The following is a 17,586-nucleotide window of genomic DNA, read 5'->3' as shown; positions in this document are numbered from 1 at the left end:
AAGAGAAAGCAGAACATGTCAGTTTGTACATTCTATTATTAGGGGGAGAATTTGTATGAAAAAGACAGTTGCTTCGTTAGCAGTTATGGTGGCATTATTACCGACGTTTTCAGTGCATGCGGAAGGGAAAGAGCAAGCCCGAAAATCAGCTACAACTTTTAATGTTATTAGTGATATTCAAGGTGATTTAGGGGATTTTGATCATGTGCTAAAAGATATGAACAAAGTGACGCCACTTTCTAGAGCGCTTATTATGAATGGGGATATAACGCCGACTGGACAACAGTCACAATATGATGATGTAAAGCGTGTGTTAAATAAAAATAAGCATCCAGAAAATGTATGGTCTACTGTTGGGAATCATGAGTTTTATGCTGGTAAATGGACAGCAGATGGAAAACTCTCTCAAAGTACATGGCCAAATGGTGTAAATGAGGAAACTTTATTTAACCGCTATCTGAAATTTAGTGGACAAGAAAAGGTATATGATAAAAAAGAATTAGACGGTTATCCGTTTCTATTTTTAGGAACGGAAAAATATATGAAATACCACGATTCAAAAATGTGGGACGAAGTATATATGAGTGATGAGCAATTAGGTTGGTTAAAACAAAATTTAGAAGAGTACAGTCAAAAAGATAAAAATAAGCCAATCTTTATTTTCTCTCATCACGTTTTACCTGATACAGTATCTGGATCAAGACAATCACCATATTTACAAGATTATTTAAACGTGGATAAATTGTACGATATATTAAAAGACTATCCGCAAGTTGTTTTCTTCACGAGTCATACGCATTGGGATTTAAACTTACCTGACTGGGCTGGTAAAAAGAAAATTAAAGGCGGAGATGAAAAAGGTTTCACTGTTGTAAATACGGGCGGGATTGAAACAGGCTGGATGTCAGCAGGACCAAATGGAGGAGAGAAAACTGCTCCAGATGGCTATTCATTTAAACAAGGGTTACAAGTGAAAGCATATGGTAACGATGTAATTGTGACAGCTTACGATTACAAACGTGATAAGGATATAAAGAAGTTATTAATTAGTGATTCAAAAATTGCGCAGATGGCACCAAATGTAACGGCAGATGATCGTAAAAATATAATTGTCGGTGCAACTGAATATATGGAGTACACTATAGAAGGAACGAATGAGTGGCATACGTATAGTAAAGCAAACCCTCCGAAATTTGATGGAGATAAAGTCGTATACGTACGCCATAAAGGTGAAATGAATTTAGAGCCGGGATTAACGCAGTTACTTCGTTTTTCGGTAAATAAGTGATTGGAGGGAGTCTGCATTTGAATGTGTGGGCTCTTTTTTTGTTGATGAAAAAGGGGTTGCCTGTCTGTCGTTTTTTGTCGATAGATCGATATATTAAGAAAATCGTTGATATACTGCAAGTTACGATCGATATATTTGAAAAATCGTTGATAAATTGTAAGTAATGAACGATATATTTAAAAAATCGTTGATATAAATTTCATGTACCGTAATTAAGTTAAAATCATTAATACGGTTTTACTTATCAAAATGAAATTCTAATACATTTTTAACCGAGAAAGATGACTTCACCATTTTTACGTGTAATAATAGTAACGTTACATATATTGTGAAAGAAGTACAAAAGGAGCGTTACAATGAATTTAGCTAAATTCCCGAGAAAAAAATATACAGAATCATATACACCAATTGAAAAGTTAAACAATTTTTCAGAAGCACTTGGTGGTCCGACTATTTATTTTAAACGAGATGATTTACTTGGTTTAACAGCCGGTGGCAATAAGACGAGAAAGTTAGAATTTCTAGTTGCAGATGCACAGGAAAATGGTGCAGATACGTTAATTACAGCTGGTGGTATTCAGTCAAATCATTGCCGCCTGACACTTGCTGCTGCGGTAAAAGAAAAAATGAAATGTATTCTTGTATTAGAGGAAGGGCTTGAGCCAGAAGAGAAGAGAGACTTTAACGGAAACTATTTCTTATATCACTTATTAGGTGCTGAAAACGTCATTGTTGTACCGAACGGAGCAGACCTGATGGAAGAAATGCATAAAGTAGCAAAAGAAGTAAGTGAAAAAGGAAATACACCATATGTAATTCCAGTTGGTGGATCAAACCCTACAGGCGCTATGGGATACGTTGCTTGTGCGCAAGAAATTATGGCGCAATCATTTGAGCAAGGAATTGATTTCAGTTCAGTTGTTTGTGTAAGTGGTAGCGGCGGTATGCATGCTGGTTTAATTACTGGTTTTTCTGGAACACAAAGCCATATTCCTGTAATCGGGATTAATGTAAGTAGAGGAAAAGCTGAGCAAGAAGAGAAAGTAGCAAAACTTGTAGATGAAACTTCAGCACATGTTGGTATTCCAAACTTTATCTCGCGCGACGCTGTTACGTGCTTTGATGAATATGTAGGACCAGGCTATGCGTTACCAACGCCGGAAATGGTAGAGGCAGTTCAGTTACTTGCGAAAACAGAAGGTATTTTACTTGATCCAGTGTATACAGGTAAGGCAGTAGCGGGATTAATCGACTTAATTAGAAAAGGTAATTTTAATAAGGAAGACAATATTTTATTCGTACATTCAGGTGGTTCACCAGCTTTATATGCGAATACTTCTTTATTTGCGTAAGTGTAAAAAGCATTGGGTATCCAATGCTTTTTTGTTATATACTGGAATTATTGAGAGGTAGGAGGATAATATGAATTCAAATTTAAAATGGATTATATATACGGTACTCGGCATTTCTATTCTATTAATCTTATTTGTGGCTTATGGGGTGTATTCTTATTTTACATTTTAAAAGCGTAATGGAAGTGAACCATAATGTAATGTATGTTATAGTTTGATATGTTAATTACTTACAATACTTTCCACAAGGAGAATACATAATGAGAGCAAAGAAACTAGTAACGTTAGCAGTTCCATTTATGCTGTTAGTCGGATGCGAGGTAGGAGATAAAGATTCTACTCATAAGACTGAGCAAACTAGTAAAGCAATAACAATACTTTCCGAACAACAGTATCCGTACTACATATGTGAGCAAGTGGTAGAGTTCCAATTTAAGAAGGATGAACTATTACTAAACTTAGGGGAATCCTTAAAGGATAAAGAAAAAGCAAAAGCTGTTTTAAAAACATCAAACGAGATAGATAAAATTTTAGATAATATGGAACACATAAAAGTACCTGATACATACAAAGACATTCACAAATCCATACAAGAAGGGGTAACAGAGGCAAGAAAAGCAACGAAGTTAATTAAGGATGCTGGTAAAGAAGATAAACAGAAGATTCAAGAAGCTGCAATGAAAGGTACTGAATTTTTATCAGGTGTAGACGGAGAGCATTGGAAAAAAGCAGTTTATGAGTTATCACAGGAAAACAAAGATGCTTATAGTAAGGCACTTGATAAGAAAGTAAAGGAGTACTCAAAGTAAAACAGTAACTTGTAACAATACATATCCACCTAAAATTTCCGCGAATGCTATGCTAGGAAGTTAGGTGGGAGATTACTGTCCTTAAATGTGGCTGATTAAAGCTACAGCCACATTCTCCTGTTCTAATTAACTAAAAGAAGAACTTCCCCATCCCGATTAAACTACTGATCATTCCTATTCCACTCATGGTGCCTTTTCCTGCTGTAAGTAAGTTTCCAAGCATTCCTAGCTGACCGCTACCTCCGTTATTTCCCCATCCTATTGGGGCCCACGGACCACCCCATCCTGGAGGGTTTCCAAAAACACCCGAGTTATTGGTATTGAAATGAAAAGGCTTGGCTGGCGGCGATAGTAAAGCTGCAAGATGACCTTGTGCGAACATCCCTGTATGATTGAATGGTTGCGCCCAGGGGAAGGGAGGTTTTTGAAAATTAAAACCTGCATGACCTGGTAATGGAGTCCAATTAGCAGGGTGACCTTGTGGTATTATCCCTGCATAATTAATTGGCTGCTGCCCCAAAGAGAAGGGAGGAGGTTGGGGATTGAACCCCGTATAATTGGCTGATGAATCCCAACTAACTGGATAAACTCGGTAACTCCAATTCTCAGGAAGCTTCAAATCATTCATTACCTCAGATTTAGTTATTTCGGGCTGTGAATATAATGAAATTTGGTTATTATATTGTTCCCCGTTTCCCTGTGACTTCAAATACCAATATTGGTGCATACGCTAATTCCCCTCACTTTAAAAATGTAATGTTAGACTTAGCCTATGTAATATTCCTTTTTTGGGATGGTTACATAACTAGATCTACAAGCCTGTATTTAAAGGAATGGGTGCGTGGTCTTGTTGATTTTTCTCACTGCCTGTAAAATTCCCATTGATTTAAAGTTTCAATTTATTTTAGAAGGGTATTTTCAGTTGCTTCTTTTTGTATTTCAGCCTAATTTAAATTCCGTTAACAAACGTTTTTATAAAGGTTTCATCAACAAAAAGATTTTAAAATGGTATGTTGAGCAAGTGGAATTGCTAAAAAGAGAATATCCATTCGAAGAGTTTGGCAAAATACTGCAAGGGTAATGTTTTCTTGTGCAAATATGTAAACGATTTAAACGAATCAATGAAATTTATAATGAAGGGGCAATTAAATATATGAGTGAAACATTACATAAAAGAAAACCACCATATTTAATGCTTGTAATCCTTTTTATTGGGGCATTTGTTTCATTTCTAAATAACTCCCTTTTAAATGTAGCCTTGCCATCAATAATGAAAGATTTAAACATTCAAGATTATTCAACGATCCAGTGGCTTTCTACAGGGTATATGCTTGTAAGTGGTATATTAATTCCGGCCTCAGCATTTTTAATAACGCGTTTTTCAAATAGGAGCCTATTTATTACATCTATGGTGATTTTTATTCTTGGTACTGCCTTAGCGGCTGTAGCACCGAATTTTGGTTTATTACTTACTGGTCGGATGGTTCAAGCGGCAGGCTCTTCAGTTATGGGACCTTTGTTAATGAATATTATGCTAGTAAGCTTTCCGAGAGAAAAAAGGGGAACAGCAATGGGGATTTTTGGACTAGTTATGATTACAGCTCCAGCAATTGGGCCGACACTATCAGGTTATATTGTAGAGTATTATGACTGGCGTTTGCTTTTTGAAATGATTTTACCGTTAGCAATCATTAGCTTACTGTTAGGGATTTGGAAATCTGAGAATGTCATGAAACAAAACAAAAATGCAAAACTTGATTATCTCTCATTACTATTATCTTCTGTCGGTTTTGGCGGTCTGTTATATGGATTCAGTTCTGCAAGCTCCGATGGCTGGACGAATAAAGTTGTCTTAACAGCCTTAATCATAGGCGCTATTGCCTTAATTGCTTTCATTATCCGTCAATTAAAAATGGATGAGCCGTTATTGGATTTACGTGTTTACAAGTACCCAATGTTTGCACTTGCGTCTGTAATTGCAATTGTTAACGCGGTGGCCATGTTTTCGGGTATGATTTTAACACCAGCTTATGTACAAAACGTCCGTGGCATTTCGCCGCTGAGCTCTGGGCTGATGATGCTTCCAGGTGCGGTAATAATGGGGATTATGTCACCAATTACAGGTAAACTATTTGATAAATATGGTCCTCGGATTCTTGGCATAGTAGGGCTTTCCATTACAGCTGTTTCAACTTATATGTTGGCAAATCTGCAAATTGACTCTAGTCACACACATATTATTCTTATTTATACACTGCGGATGTTTGGGATGGCGATGGTGATGATGCCACTTATGACAAATGGTCTTAATCAATTGCCAACTCGCCTAAATCCACACGGTACAGCTGTTAATAATACAGCTCAACAAGTGTCCGGTTCGATTGGTACTGCTATTCTTGTTACGATTATGAACTCTGTAACAAAAACAAAAGCTGAAAGTTTAATGTCTCATATAGATCCAACAACCTTCACAGAAACTACGAAGGCAATAGTAACTCAGAAGGCTTTATTATCCGGAATTCAATATTCATTCAATGTAGCGCTTGGCATGAATGTTGTTGCACTACTATTAGTTTTTTTCGTTAAACGTGTAGACACAAGTGCGGAAGCCGTCGAGAAGTTAAATCGGTAGAGAAGAATAAAACGTTAGATAATGATTCCTACAAGTTGTTTGCTGATTAGATAAACTATAAAGAAATACAAATTTTTGCTACTAAGGCGCCGGTATTTAAAATGGGAAAAGAACTGAAAGAAGCAGTGACATAATTATATAGTGAAAGAGGACCTGATGTTCATATCAGGTCCTCTTTCATTAGTAACACGGTATATTGCTTATTGTATTGGTTTAACTAAACCACTGATTTTTCAAATACTACAATCTTAAGCTCGTCAACTTCTCTATTTTGGGGTGTTTTAGAAGAAAATGAATCAAAATAATCATTTTTATGAACAAATACAAGAGATGAGATCCGTTTGCAATTTCTCATAAACATTACAAGTTTAGATTATCTTTTAATACCAACATTAAAAGGCTCCAACTATATTTATTCGCTTCATTTTAATTTAGTATTTTTCTACAAGTTATAAATCTAATTGCCAAGCTTATACGCAATATCATAATCATGAATAGTTAGGGAAAAGATAAAATAAGGTAATCAATTACATATCTTTATCCCAGGCGATTAGTTGCTATTTCCTCTTTATTAAATGGGATATGTTATCCCGCATTAACGGGCAGTAAGACCCCCACCTCAAAATTTAGCGGAAGCAAAGAAGTTAGGTGGGGGACCAACTGCCCGTAAAAGCCCGATTGGTTCAACTAATAATCAGTGGGGGATGAACAAAACCCCCACTGATTAAAGTTTCACTTTATTTCATGCTTTTTTGAAAGGGTGTTTTAAATGGAAAAAAAAGTATCTGCCATTCCTCAGCCGAAAACATATGGACCGCTGGGTAATCTCCCATTAATCGATAAAGATAAACCGACCCTATCCTTTATCAAGATAGCGGAAGAGTATGGTCCCATTTTTCAAATTCAAACTTTAAGTGATACCATCATTGTCGTTTCTGGACATGAATTGGTAGCAGAAGTCTGTGACGAAACGCGGTTCGATAAAAGTATAGAGGGTGCTTTAGCAAAAGTTCGTGCCTTTGCTGGGGACGGATTATTTACTAGCGAGACTCACGAGCCTAACTGGAAAAAAGCTCATAATATTTTGATGCCTACATTCAGCCAACGGGCAATGAAAGATTACCATGCCATGATGGTCGATATTGCTGTACAACTCGTTCAAAAATGGGCACGGCTTAATCCGAATGAAAACGTAGATGTTCCGGAGGATATGACTCGTCTTACGTTAGATACAATTGGTCTATGTGGTTTTAATTACCGATTCAATAGCTTTTATCGTGAGACCCCTCATCCTTTTATTACTAGCATGACCCGTGCTCTAGATGAGGCGATGCACCAATTGCAGCGGCTGGATATAGAAGACAAACTTATGTGGAGAACGAAACGTCAATTTCAGCATGATATTCAATCTATGTTTTCTTTAGTAGATAATATTATTGCTGAACGTAAAAGTAGTGGAGATCAGGAAGAAAATGATTTACTTTCCCGTATGCTAAATGTGCCAGATCCGGAAACTGGTGAAAAATTAGATGATGAAAACATTCGTTTCCAAATTATTACTTTTTTAATAGCTGGACATGAGACAACAAGTGGATTGTTATCTTTTGCAATTTACTTCTTATTAAAGAATCCGGATAAATTGAAAAAAGCCTATGAAGAAGTAGACCGTGTTTTGACAGATCCTACTCCAACATACCAACAAGTTATGAAACTGAAGTATATACGGATGATTTTAAATGAATCGCTACGTCTATGGCCTACCGCTCCAGCATTCAGTCTCTATGCAAAAGAAGATACAGTGATTGGCGGGAAATACCCAATTAAGAAAGGAGAAGATCGTATTTCTGTTCTTATTCCACAGCTACATAGGGATAAAGATGCATGGGGAGACAATGTGGAAGAATTCCAACCTGAACGATTTGAAGAGCTGGATAAGGTTCCTCATCATGCTTATAAGCCATTTGGAAATGGCCAGAGAGCATGTATCGGTATGCAATTTGCACTTCATGAAGCCACTCTTGTAATGGGAATGCTTCTTCAACATTTTGAATTAATCGATTATCAAAACTATCAGCTGGACGTAAAACAAACATTAACGCTAAAGCCCGGTGATTTTAAGATTAGGATTCTACCCCGAAAACAAACTATTAGTCATCCTACTGTTCTTGCACCTACAGAGGACAAGCTGAAAAACGATGAAATTAAGCAACACGTCCAGAAGACACCTTCTATTATTGGGGCCGATAATCTTTCACTTCTTGTTCTGTATGGCTCGGATACAGGTGTAGCAGAAGGTATTGCAAGAGAATTAGCAGATACAGCTAGTTTAGAAGGAGTTCAAACGGAAGTGGTAGCTCTTAACGATCGAATTGGAAGTTTGCCAAAAGAAGGAGCGGTACTTATTGTGACTTCTTCTTATAATGGAAAACCGCCAAGTAATGCAGGGCAGTTTGTGCAATGGTTGGAGGAACTAAAACCAGATGAGCTAAAAGGGGTTCAATACGCAGTTTTTGGTTGTGGAGATCATAATTGGGCTAGTACCTACCAACGGATTCCAAGATACATTGATGAGCAAATGGCTCAAAAAGGAGCAACAAGATTTTCTAAACGCGGAGAAGCAGATGCAAGTGGTGATTTCGAGGAACAGCTTGAGCAATGGAAACAAAACATGTGGTCTGATGCGATGAAGGCATTTGGATTGGAGCTCAACAAAAATATGGAAAAAGAGCGCAGTACTTTGAGTCTGCAATTTGTCAGTCGTCTTGGAGGATCTCCTCTTGCACGAACATATGAAGCAGTTTATGCATCTATACTAGAAAATCGTGAACTTCAATCATCCAGCAGTGATAGAAGTACACGACATATCGAGGTATCTTTGCCAGAAGGCGCTACATATAAAGAAGGAGACCACCTTGGAGTGTTGCCAGTTAATAGCGAGAAAAATATCAACCGAATTTTAAAACGTTTTGGATTAAATGGGAAGGATCAAGTTATACTGAGTGCAAGTGGACGAAGTATAAATCACATACCTTTAGACAGTCCTGTTAGTTTATTGGACCTTCTTAGTTATAGTGTTGAAGTTCAAGAAGCTGCCACTCGAGCACAAATACGAGAAATGGTAACATTCACAGCATGTCCTCCTCATAAAAAAGAATTGGAAGCATTATTAGAAGAAGGAGTTTATCATGAACAAATATTAAAGAAACGGATTTCAATGTTGGACCTTCTTGAAAAGTATGAGGCTTGTGAAATCCGATTTGAACGCTTTTTAGAACTTCTCCCTGCGCTCAAACCGCGTTACTATTCTATTTCAAGCTCTCCACTCGTTGCACACAATCGTCTGAGCATTACGGTCGGTGTTGTTAATGCACCTGCATGGAGTGGGGAAGGGACATATGAAGGAGTCGCTTCTAATTACTTAGCTCAGCGTCATAATAAAGATGAGATTATCTGTTTCATTCGAACGCCACAATCAAACTTTGAATTACCTAAAGATCCAGAAACACCAATTATTATGGTTGGGCCAGGTACTGGAATTGCACCATTCCGTGGATTCTTGCAAGCGCGTCGTGTTCAAAAGCAAAAAGGTATGAACTTAGGACAAGCGCATCTATATTTTGGTTGTCGTCATCCTGAAAAAGATTATCTTTATCGTACAGAACTAGAAAATGATGAAAGAGATGGATTAATCTCTTTACACACAGCTTTTTCTCGTTTAGAGGGACATCCAAAAACATATGTACAGCATTTGATAAAACAAGATAGAATCAATTTAATTTCGTTATTAGATAATGGAGCTCATCTTTATATATGTGGTGATGGAAGTAAAATGGCTCTGGATGTAGAAGATACCCTTTGTCAAGCATATCAAGAAATTCATGAAGTCAGTGAACAAGAAGCAAGAAATTGGTTGAATCGTGTGCAAGATGAAGGGCGATATGGAAAAGATGTTTGGGCTGGTATATGAATGTTTCTTAATTAGATACATATTAACTAATGAACTTCTTTCGAATAAATTTCACTTTATTAGTATAGTGTATTTAGATGAATAGTGATTAACCAGATTATTTAGTATCTACTAAATAAAAAACAGGACCTGATAACATCTATCAGGTCCTGTTTCACATAGACATTATACATCGATATTTTCCACACATTATCAATGTTTGTAATGTAGTTAGCCTTTTGAGTCAGCTATAAAATCAGATATTATTTTTTCGATATCGAAAGGAGTAATCCCTTTATTCAAAGAGAAAATAGTTTCTGCTTCTTCGATGTCTTGAACGAGTTCACCTCTAGCTTCAATATGTAATCGGAACAAGTCATATAAATTTGGTTTAACTAAATTAGTTAAAGCCTTTCCAACTAGTATCATACCTTTTTGATTAGCCTCGATGGTATTATCATAAGTTAGATCTCTTGTAAGAGACAAATCTGTCCAAATCAATTTTCGTTCCTTTAAGTCTAAAATAACTGGAATAGAGATTTGGGTGTCGGCAGTAATATCCACTTTATCTTGAACAGTAGAAGGTTCAAATATTTCACCTGAACCAGGATATTGACGAACCATCCAACCAGTAAAGTATTCTGGTAAATCTTTATATGGTTGGTCTGTGTAAGAAAGCAAAGTCATAACTACATAGCGTCCACCATATTTCAGCACAGACGGAATATCGAAATCAATGAATTCAGATGCTCCCTTTGGTGCAGAAGTAATATCTCCGCTATGGTAGGCTTTGAAATTTTTTGAACGTAAGTTCGTGAAGGATACATGTTCTTTGTATTGCCAATCTTCGTCGTACATTGCAGCAGACAAATCAATGTCAACACGTCCTGTATGTTGTCCATTCACATAGCCTTCTTTCCACCATAGGAAAAAACGAATCGTATCTCCTTCTGGCAAATCTACTTTACTTCCTCGAGATAATGTGCGAAGCGCTTTGCTGGCTGAACGTTGAGAGAAGGGAACTAAGTGATTTTTTAACTGTTCATCCAAAAATACTTTTCCGAGACTTGGAAGTTCTGCGAAGCGATTTTTTAAAGTATCTTCACACATTTTTACAATCATTAAACAAATATCCTCTGAGATAAATGGAAGTGTATTTTCAATACCTATAGCTTTTGCTACATTTCCCTTTGGAAAAAAGGTGCGAAATTCATTTTTATCATTTCGATGCTTAAAATGAGCCGTGAGTTGAAGTAATACAGGAGTAGAAACATTTCCTATTATACTTAGAAACTCTTCGAGAATATTGAAAACATCTGTTGACGTATCACTACATAAACGGATTAAATGATCCAAGCGTCTGGCAAATTCCCCCGGGCGAGTTTTTAAAAGATTTTTCGCTGTCATGATATCACGATTCAACAAAGCTGCTTCTATTTTTCCATTAAATGTTTCAACTTTAATGTTGTTGCGAAGCATCTCAAATGCTCGGTGGGTTTTTGGGAAACGAGTATGATATTCTGCTGGATGAAGAATTTCACCTAAACGAATCCAACGTTTTTTGTATCGAATCATATCTTCGGTAATGTTTCCGCATTGCTCTAACAATCCTAAAAGGAAGCGTCTTTCTACTCGGTTAAACTTCTTGAATCGAACGGAGGATGCTAAACTCACATCACCTTCAGATAAAGCAACTGCAAGGCGAAGAACATCAGTTGCTGTTTTAAAATACTTTGCAGCAGCATCGGCTGATATTTTTCTGTTTATTAATAAAACCCCAATTATAAAAGACATATTTTCCTTATGGGGAATTACATTAGGTAGAAAACAGGAAACATCTTCAGTGTGTGTAATAGCCCATTCTACATCTGTCTTATCAGTTGAGGAAATAGAGCTGTTTGCACGAATCAATTGAGAAATCATTTGATTGAAATCTTCTTCACTTCCTAAGTCAATAACTTTCAAATCAACGCTATCTAAAAGAGGAAGTCGTTCTTCTACTTTTGATACAGGTAGGCGCAACGTCACATAATGAATAACGGCATTGATGTATAAATCAGCGTCACTTAAATCCATCATTTGTTGCGGAAAGTTTGGATACATAGGAGTAAACTGAATATGTGCACCAACCATTTCTTTTAAATGTTTTACCAACTCTTTGTAAAACGATGTGAATGCACCAACCGAAAGTGTTTGCAACTCTTCTATTAAAGGCTCAGAAAAAGTAAATCCTAAACTTTCCAAGTTTTTTAAAGCAGTGGCTAAATACATGTTCGGTAGTTTATTTTCTTCTCTTTTTATAATTACTTTCAAACTTCTTCTTATGTAAATAGAATTTTTCATGAGAACGCCGATTATTCACTCCTTATAAAAGAGGGGAATAGTCCGACTGTCCTCCTTTCAGTGGTAGATTTTTATTTTTACATGCATAAACACACTAATTGTAGAGAAATGCACTGAGGGTATAAAGCTATTTTTTAGTGGAAAATTAGGGGTGTAACATTTAGTTGTTAAGTGGTAATTTGTTAATTAAGAAAAGAAAACCTCTACATCAATGGTTGATAAACTAAAGTTTATTCAAACCCAAAGAAGAAAGAGGTTTTATAGTCTAATTATTTTCATAGGAAATTGACAACTCTAAAACAATTTGAAATTTCTACAAAGAAGGAAGAATTGTCATAGCCTATGTGTTTAGCAGGAAAGTAACATCCCTATTTCGCCAAAGAAGTTAGAAGGAAGGAACGTCATAGCCTGCTTTATTAGTATATTCTCTTGCGAAGAGCAATTCAAGTATACAGTCTGATTTTTTAAAGTTTTCCTAAATGGGAATTTTCATGTTTATCCCGTATTAACGGAGGATTTTTATTTTTGATATATTATGGAATGGAGTTGAATGAGTATTATAAATACAAAAGGTGAAATTAAAAAAACAAAAAGAAAAGTATTACTAACTATACTTACTATGTTAGTAATTATAATTGGATTTGGATATTGGAAACTTTTTAGTTTGCAAGGTGTTCCAAAAGGGGAATTAATTCGAACAGTGAAATCTCCAGATGGAAAATATCTCATCAAGACTTATTTTCATAATGCAGGATCATTAAGTGCGGATGCTGTTAGGGGTGAATTAGTTAACCTTGATACAGATTCAGAGAAAAATATATATTGGAATTATCCAGATACCGATCCATATATTGAATGGGTAAATAAGAATATTGTTAGAATTGGAGATCAAACTTTAGATGTTTCGCAGAAAGAAACCTATGATTGGCGTGATGATGATAAGCACGTTAAAGAAATGCCTAAACAGTTTAGTAGATAAAACAAGAAAATTTAAATGTATTTAATCTTATTTGTTTAACAATAGATAGTATTATATGAGTGAAAGAGTCCATTTAAATCTTCTAAATGGACTCTTTTAGGTTTCTAGATACGACTACTGATAAAAATGGAACAAACTTGTTACTTAGGTTGTCTATTAAGTATACGTATAAAACAGGTGTTCATGATAGTTCAATCATTTTATGAAAAGTGAGATGCAAGAAGAGTGATATCCGATACACTCTTTAATTGTATCGATATGTATAACACCTAGAAAAACTATATATTCTTGAAAGAGGTTGAAAATATATGATAGTCTTAAACAAGTTTTTTAACATTTTACATTACAAAAAGATGGTACCTGTAGTATTTCTTTCGTGTGCAACGCTTATAGGCTGTTCCGATGGCAATACTCAGTCTGAATTACCTAAACAAACAAAACAAACGAAACAAACGAAACAAACAAATCAAACCAAACAAGAAACTACTGGTAATGATTCTTTTGCTAAACTTGAAAAAGAATTTGATGCTAAACTCGGTATTTATGCATTGGACACTGATACGAATCAAACCGTTACGTATCAATCAGATAAACGGTTTGCATACGCATCTACCCACAAAGCTTTAGCTGTGGGAGTACTTTTACAAAAGAAATTAATAGAAGATCTAAATCAAAGAGTTTTGTATACTCGTGAAGATCTTGTTAATTACAATCCAATTACAGAAAAGTATGTTGATAGGGGTATGACTCTGAAAGAGCTTGCAGATGCTTCCCTTCGATATAGTGATAATACTGCCCAAAATCTTATTCTTAAACAATTAGGTGGACCTAGTGAATTCAAAAAATCACTGAGAGAAATAGGAGATACCGTTACAAATCCTGAACGTTTTGAACCAGAGTTAAACGAAGTGCATCCAGGAGACGTACATGATACTAGTACCCCAAAGGCATTAGCTACTAGTCTTCAGGCTTTTGCGCTAGGAGATGTACTTTCAACTGAGAAACGGGATTTATTAATAGATTGGATGAAAAGGAATACTACGGGAGACAACTTAATTCGTGCTGGAGTTCCAGGAGGATGGGAAGTAGCTGATAAGACTGGATCAGGATCTTATGGAACCAGAAATGATATCGCAATTATTTGGCCACCAAATAAAAAGCCAATTGTTCTTGCGATACTTTCTAATCATGATAAAGAGGATGCTAAATACGATGATAAGCTTATTGCAGAAGCAACCAAAATAGCGCTGGGTGTCTTAAAAGCTAAAAATAAATAATAATAGTATTAGTTATTGAAATTTTCTTGTTTTTTAGTCACAATACTGTGACGGTCTTTTTGTGTATTTTACAAAAGATCGTCTTAAGTAAAGAAAGAAGATAGAAACCATCTCTATTAAGTTTATTAACTAAGTAACAACAAATATATGCTTTATTGGATACTTATTGCATTTAATGTGGAGGAATAATATGGAGTCAAAAATTCTTATTGTTGATGATGATAAAGAGATTAGAAATCTTATCTCTGTATATCTGGAAAATGAAGGCCTAAAAACTCAAAAGGTAGAAGATGCTATACAAGCTTTACAACTGTTAGAAGAAAAGGAATTTGATTTGATTATTTTAGATATTATGATGCCGAATATGGATGGCATTGAAGCATGTATGAAAATTAGGGAAGATCGCAATATGCCTATCATTATGCTATCTGCAAAATCTGAGGATATAGACAAAATTCAGGGCCTAGCCTCTGGTGCAGACGATTATTTATCAAAACCGTTTAACCCACTAGAATTAATTGCTAGGGTAAAATCCCAATTAAGAAGGTTTAAAAAATACAATACGTCCATAGAACATAATAAAAGTATTCTAGAAATTGGTGACTTAACCGTGAATACAGATACTCGTCAAGTATGGGTAAGGGGAAAAGAAACAAGGTTAACTCCAAAAGAGTTTGCTATTCTCGAACTACTCGCCCGTAACAAAGGGATTGTCCTGAGTGTAGCAAAAATATATGAAGCAGTTTGGAAAGAGGTTTTTTATAAATCAGATAATACCGTCATGGTGCATATTACAAAAATAAGAGACAAAATTGAAGAAGATTCTAAACATCCCATTTATATTAAAACTGTTTGGGGAATTGGGTATAAAATATGAAGAATGTTAGTTTCAGAAATAAGATTATTATAAAACTTCTTGGTGCTGTTGCAATTAGTTTTTTTATTTCATTTGGTTTAACAATCCTCATTGTGCAATACGTCATAGATCCATTTTTTATAAAACACGAAGATTTTGGCATGTTTGAAGTGAGACTCGTAATGTTGTTCTTATTTACGTTCGCAATCTTAAACTTTATAGTAATCTTTTTGCTATTGGTTCGAAAGAAAATAGTATATTTGAAGCTCATTTCGGAAAATGTGAATGATATTGCAAATGGAAAACTGGGTTTAACAATTGGGATTAAGGGGAAGGACGAATTGACCCAACTTGCTCAAAATATCAACTATATGTCCAAGGAATTGGAGAATACATTTGAACAAGAAAGACAATTAGAACGTACAAAAAATGAACTTATCACCAATGTATCTCATGATTTACGCACACCTTTAACATCTATTATTGGCTATATAGATTTATTAAAAAGAGGGCAATACAACAGTAACATACAATTACAGGAATACCTTGAAACCACGTATTCAAAGTCACAGAGACTGAAATATTTAATTGATGAGCTGTTTGAGTATACTCGTTTATCAGGTATAGATGCTAAGTTAAACCTTAATGAAGTTGATTTATCAGGTTTGTTGGAACAAATAGTTGGAGAATACATACCTATATTTGAAAAGGAAAGTTTAATCGTTCAAAAATCAATTACGCAAGAAACAATACCTATCTTCATAGATGTAGAAAAAATGGTACGTGTTTATGAAAATCTTTTTATGAATGCGATAAAGTACAGCATGAAACCATCCGAATTATCTATATGTCTTGAACTAATAGGTAACAAGGCAATGTTGAAAGTATCAAATAAAGTCGAGAAACCGCCTGTTAGCGATCCAAATAAATTGTTTGAAAGGTTTTTCAGGGGGGACAAGGCAAGAAAAGATGACCAGGGAAATGGACTGGGACTTGCTATTTCAAAAAGAATTGTTGAACTTCATCATGGTAATATACATGCAGAATATAAAGATGGTTGGATGTCTTTTATTGTTGAACATTCAATTAGATAGAAAGCTTATGGAACTACAGGTTCCATAAGCTTTTTTTAAAACTTAAGAAATCTTAAGGATTTTACGGGGTGTTTCCTAATTTTCATAGTTTATCATGGGTGTATTCAAAGTGATGAGGTGAGCAAAGAAGATAAAAGGAAAGATTTCATTGTAGCTTAAGTGTGGAGGAAACATGTCTATTTTGTTAGTAGTAAACAAATTTAGTAGCTTATTGTAATGAAATAAAAAAATGTAGGAGGATATAAATGATAAAGCCAGTTGTAGATGTAAAAAACATTCAAAAATTGTACGGTAAAAAAGGTGAGAATCAATCACACGCATTAAAAGGTGTATCATTCTCAATTCAAGAGGGAGAGTTTGTTGGTATTATGGGGCCTTCTGGTTCTGGTAAAACAACATTATTAAATGTAATTTCAACGTTAGATAAAGCGACAGGCGGCGTTGTTGAAATTGCAGGAACGGATATTACGAGGATGAAGCAGGGGGAACTTTCTGATTTTCGTTCACAAAAGTTAGGATTCATTTTCCAAGACTTTAACTTATTGGAGAATTTATCTATCTATGAAAATATCGCACTCCCACTTTCACTTCAAGGTGTTTCATCTCGTAATATTGGAAAGAAAGTAGAAAAAGTAGCTGATATGTTAGGCATTACAGCGATACTTCAAAAATATCCTTCTGAAGTATCTGGTGGACAAAAGCAACGTTCCGCAGCAGCACGTGCGTTAGTTCATGAACCAGCAATTATTTTGGGAGATGAGCCGACTGGAGCTCTAGATTCTAAAAATGCAACGAGTTTACTTAATGCCATGACAAGCTTAAATAAAGAGCAAGGTGTATCCATTATGATGGTTACGCATGATCCTTACAGCGCAAGTTACTGTCAACGTATTTTATTCATTCAAGATGGTGAGTTATATAAAGAAATTCATCGCGGTAGTACCCGTGAAGAATTCTATAAAGAAATTTTAGATGTGCTTGCAAACTTAGGCACACAAAAAGCGTAAGGA

At 35.4% G+C, this 17,586-nt stretch carries 13 protein-coding genes; 11 read left to right on the top strand and 2 right to left on the bottom strand.

Annotation, left to right across the window (positions count from 1 at the left end; all coding sequences use genetic code 11):
- Positions 1–55: 55 nt before the first annotated feature.
- From V7S45_RS15780 to V7S45_RS15770, 3 genes are all read left to right on the top strand, one after another.
- Complete coding sequence (locus tag V7S45_RS15780; protein ID WP_025686858.1) at positions 56–1,288, top strand: DUF4073 domain-containing protein; 1,233 nt, start codon at positions 56–58, stop codon at positions 1,286–1,288.
- A 356-nt stretch (positions 1,289–1,644) separates the two neighbouring features.
- Complete coding sequence (locus V7S45_RS15775; protein ID WP_001046615.1) at positions 1,645–2,640, top strand: D-cysteine desulfhydrase; 996 nt, start codon at positions 1,645–1,647, stop codon at positions 2,638–2,640.
- Between the two features lie 260 nt (positions 2,641–2,900).
- Positions 2,901–3,449, top strand: a complete 549-nt coding sequence (locus V7S45_RS15770; RefSeq protein WP_001201796.1) for a hypothetical protein — start codon at positions 2,901–2,903, stop codon at positions 3,447–3,449.
- A gap of 130 nt (positions 3,450–3,579) precedes the next feature.
- Here V7S45_RS15770 and V7S45_RS15765 read toward each other — a convergent pair whose 3' ends face one another.
- Positions 3,580–4,176 (bottom strand): hypothetical protein, encoded by a 597-nt coding sequence (locus tag V7S45_RS15765; RefSeq protein ID WP_025686859.1) that lies wholly within the window; start codon positions 4,174–4,176, stop codon positions 3,580–3,582.
- A gap of 114 nt (positions 4,177–4,290) precedes the next feature.
- Here V7S45_RS15765 and V7S45_RS15760 point away from each other — a divergent pair, with 114 nt between their 5' ends.
- The 3 genes from V7S45_RS15760 (at position 4,291) to cypD (ending at position 10,048) form a co-directional block, all read left to right on the top strand.
- Positions 4,291–4,530: a hypothetical protein gene (locus V7S45_RS15760; RefSeq protein WP_000243463.1), complete on the top strand. Its 240-nt coding sequence runs from the start codon at positions 4,291–4,293 to the stop codon at positions 4,528–4,530.
- Between the two features lie 72 nt (positions 4,531–4,602).
- Positions 4,603–6,081, top strand: coding sequence for a DHA2 family efflux MFS transporter permease subunit (locus V7S45_RS15755; protein WP_025686860.1), 1,479 nt, complete (start codon positions 4,603–4,605; stop codon positions 6,079–6,081).
- A gap of 769 nt (positions 6,082–6,850) precedes the next feature.
- Positions 6,851–10,048, top strand: coding sequence for a bifunctional P-450/NADPH--P450 reductase (gene cypD / locus V7S45_RS15750; RefSeq protein WP_025686861.1), 3,198 nt, complete (start codon positions 6,851–6,853; stop codon positions 10,046–10,048).
- A gap of 210 nt (positions 10,049–10,258) precedes the next feature.
- Here cypD and V7S45_RS15745 read toward each other — a convergent pair whose 3' ends face one another.
- Entirely contained in the window at positions 10,259–12,370 is a 2,112-nt protein-coding gene (locus V7S45_RS15745; RefSeq protein ID WP_025686862.1) for a hypothetical protein, read from the bottom strand.
- Between the two features lie 550 nt (positions 12,371–12,920).
- Here V7S45_RS15745 and V7S45_RS15740 point away from each other — a divergent pair.
- From V7S45_RS15740 to V7S45_RS15720, 5 genes are all read left to right on the top strand, one after another.
- Positions 12,921–13,349, top strand: coding sequence for a DUF5412 domain-containing protein (locus V7S45_RS15740; protein WP_000022543.1), 429 nt, complete (start codon positions 12,921–12,923; stop codon positions 13,347–13,349).
- Positions 13,350–13,657: 308 nt separating this feature from the next.
- The gene (bla, locus tag V7S45_RS15735; RefSeq protein ID WP_342761424.1) at positions 13,658–14,626 is read left to right on the top strand and encodes a class A beta-lactamase; all 969 of its coding nucleotides are present in this window, start codon (positions 13,658–13,660) and stop codon (positions 14,624–14,626) included.
- A gap of 190 nt (positions 14,627–14,816) precedes the next feature.
- Positions 14,817–15,503, top strand: a complete 687-nt coding sequence (locus tag V7S45_RS15730) for a response regulator transcription factor (protein WP_000444089.1) — start codon at positions 14,817–14,819, stop codon at positions 15,501–15,503.
- Entirely contained in the window at positions 15,500–16,576 is a 1,077-nt protein-coding gene (locus V7S45_RS15725; RefSeq protein ID WP_025686864.1) for a HAMP domain-containing sensor histidine kinase, read from the top strand. Before V7S45_RS15730 ends, V7S45_RS15725 begins: the two co-directional genes overlap by 4 nt.
- A 245-nt stretch (positions 16,577–16,821) precedes the next feature.
- A complete protein-coding gene (locus tag V7S45_RS15720; protein ID WP_000595170.1) occupies positions 16,822–17,583 on the top strand; it encodes an ABC transporter ATP-binding protein in 762 nt (253 codons plus the stop codon).
- Positions 17,584–17,586 lie beyond the last annotated feature (3 nt).

The sequence above is a fragment of the Bacillus sp. BR3(2024) genome, assembly GCF_039134555.1.
Lineage (GTDB): Bacteria > Bacillota > Bacilli > Bacillales > Bacillaceae_G > Bacillus_A > Bacillus_A cereus.
The sequence above is the reverse complement of the archived record's forward strand: the minus strand, read 5'-3'. Positions and strand labels throughout refer to the sequence as shown.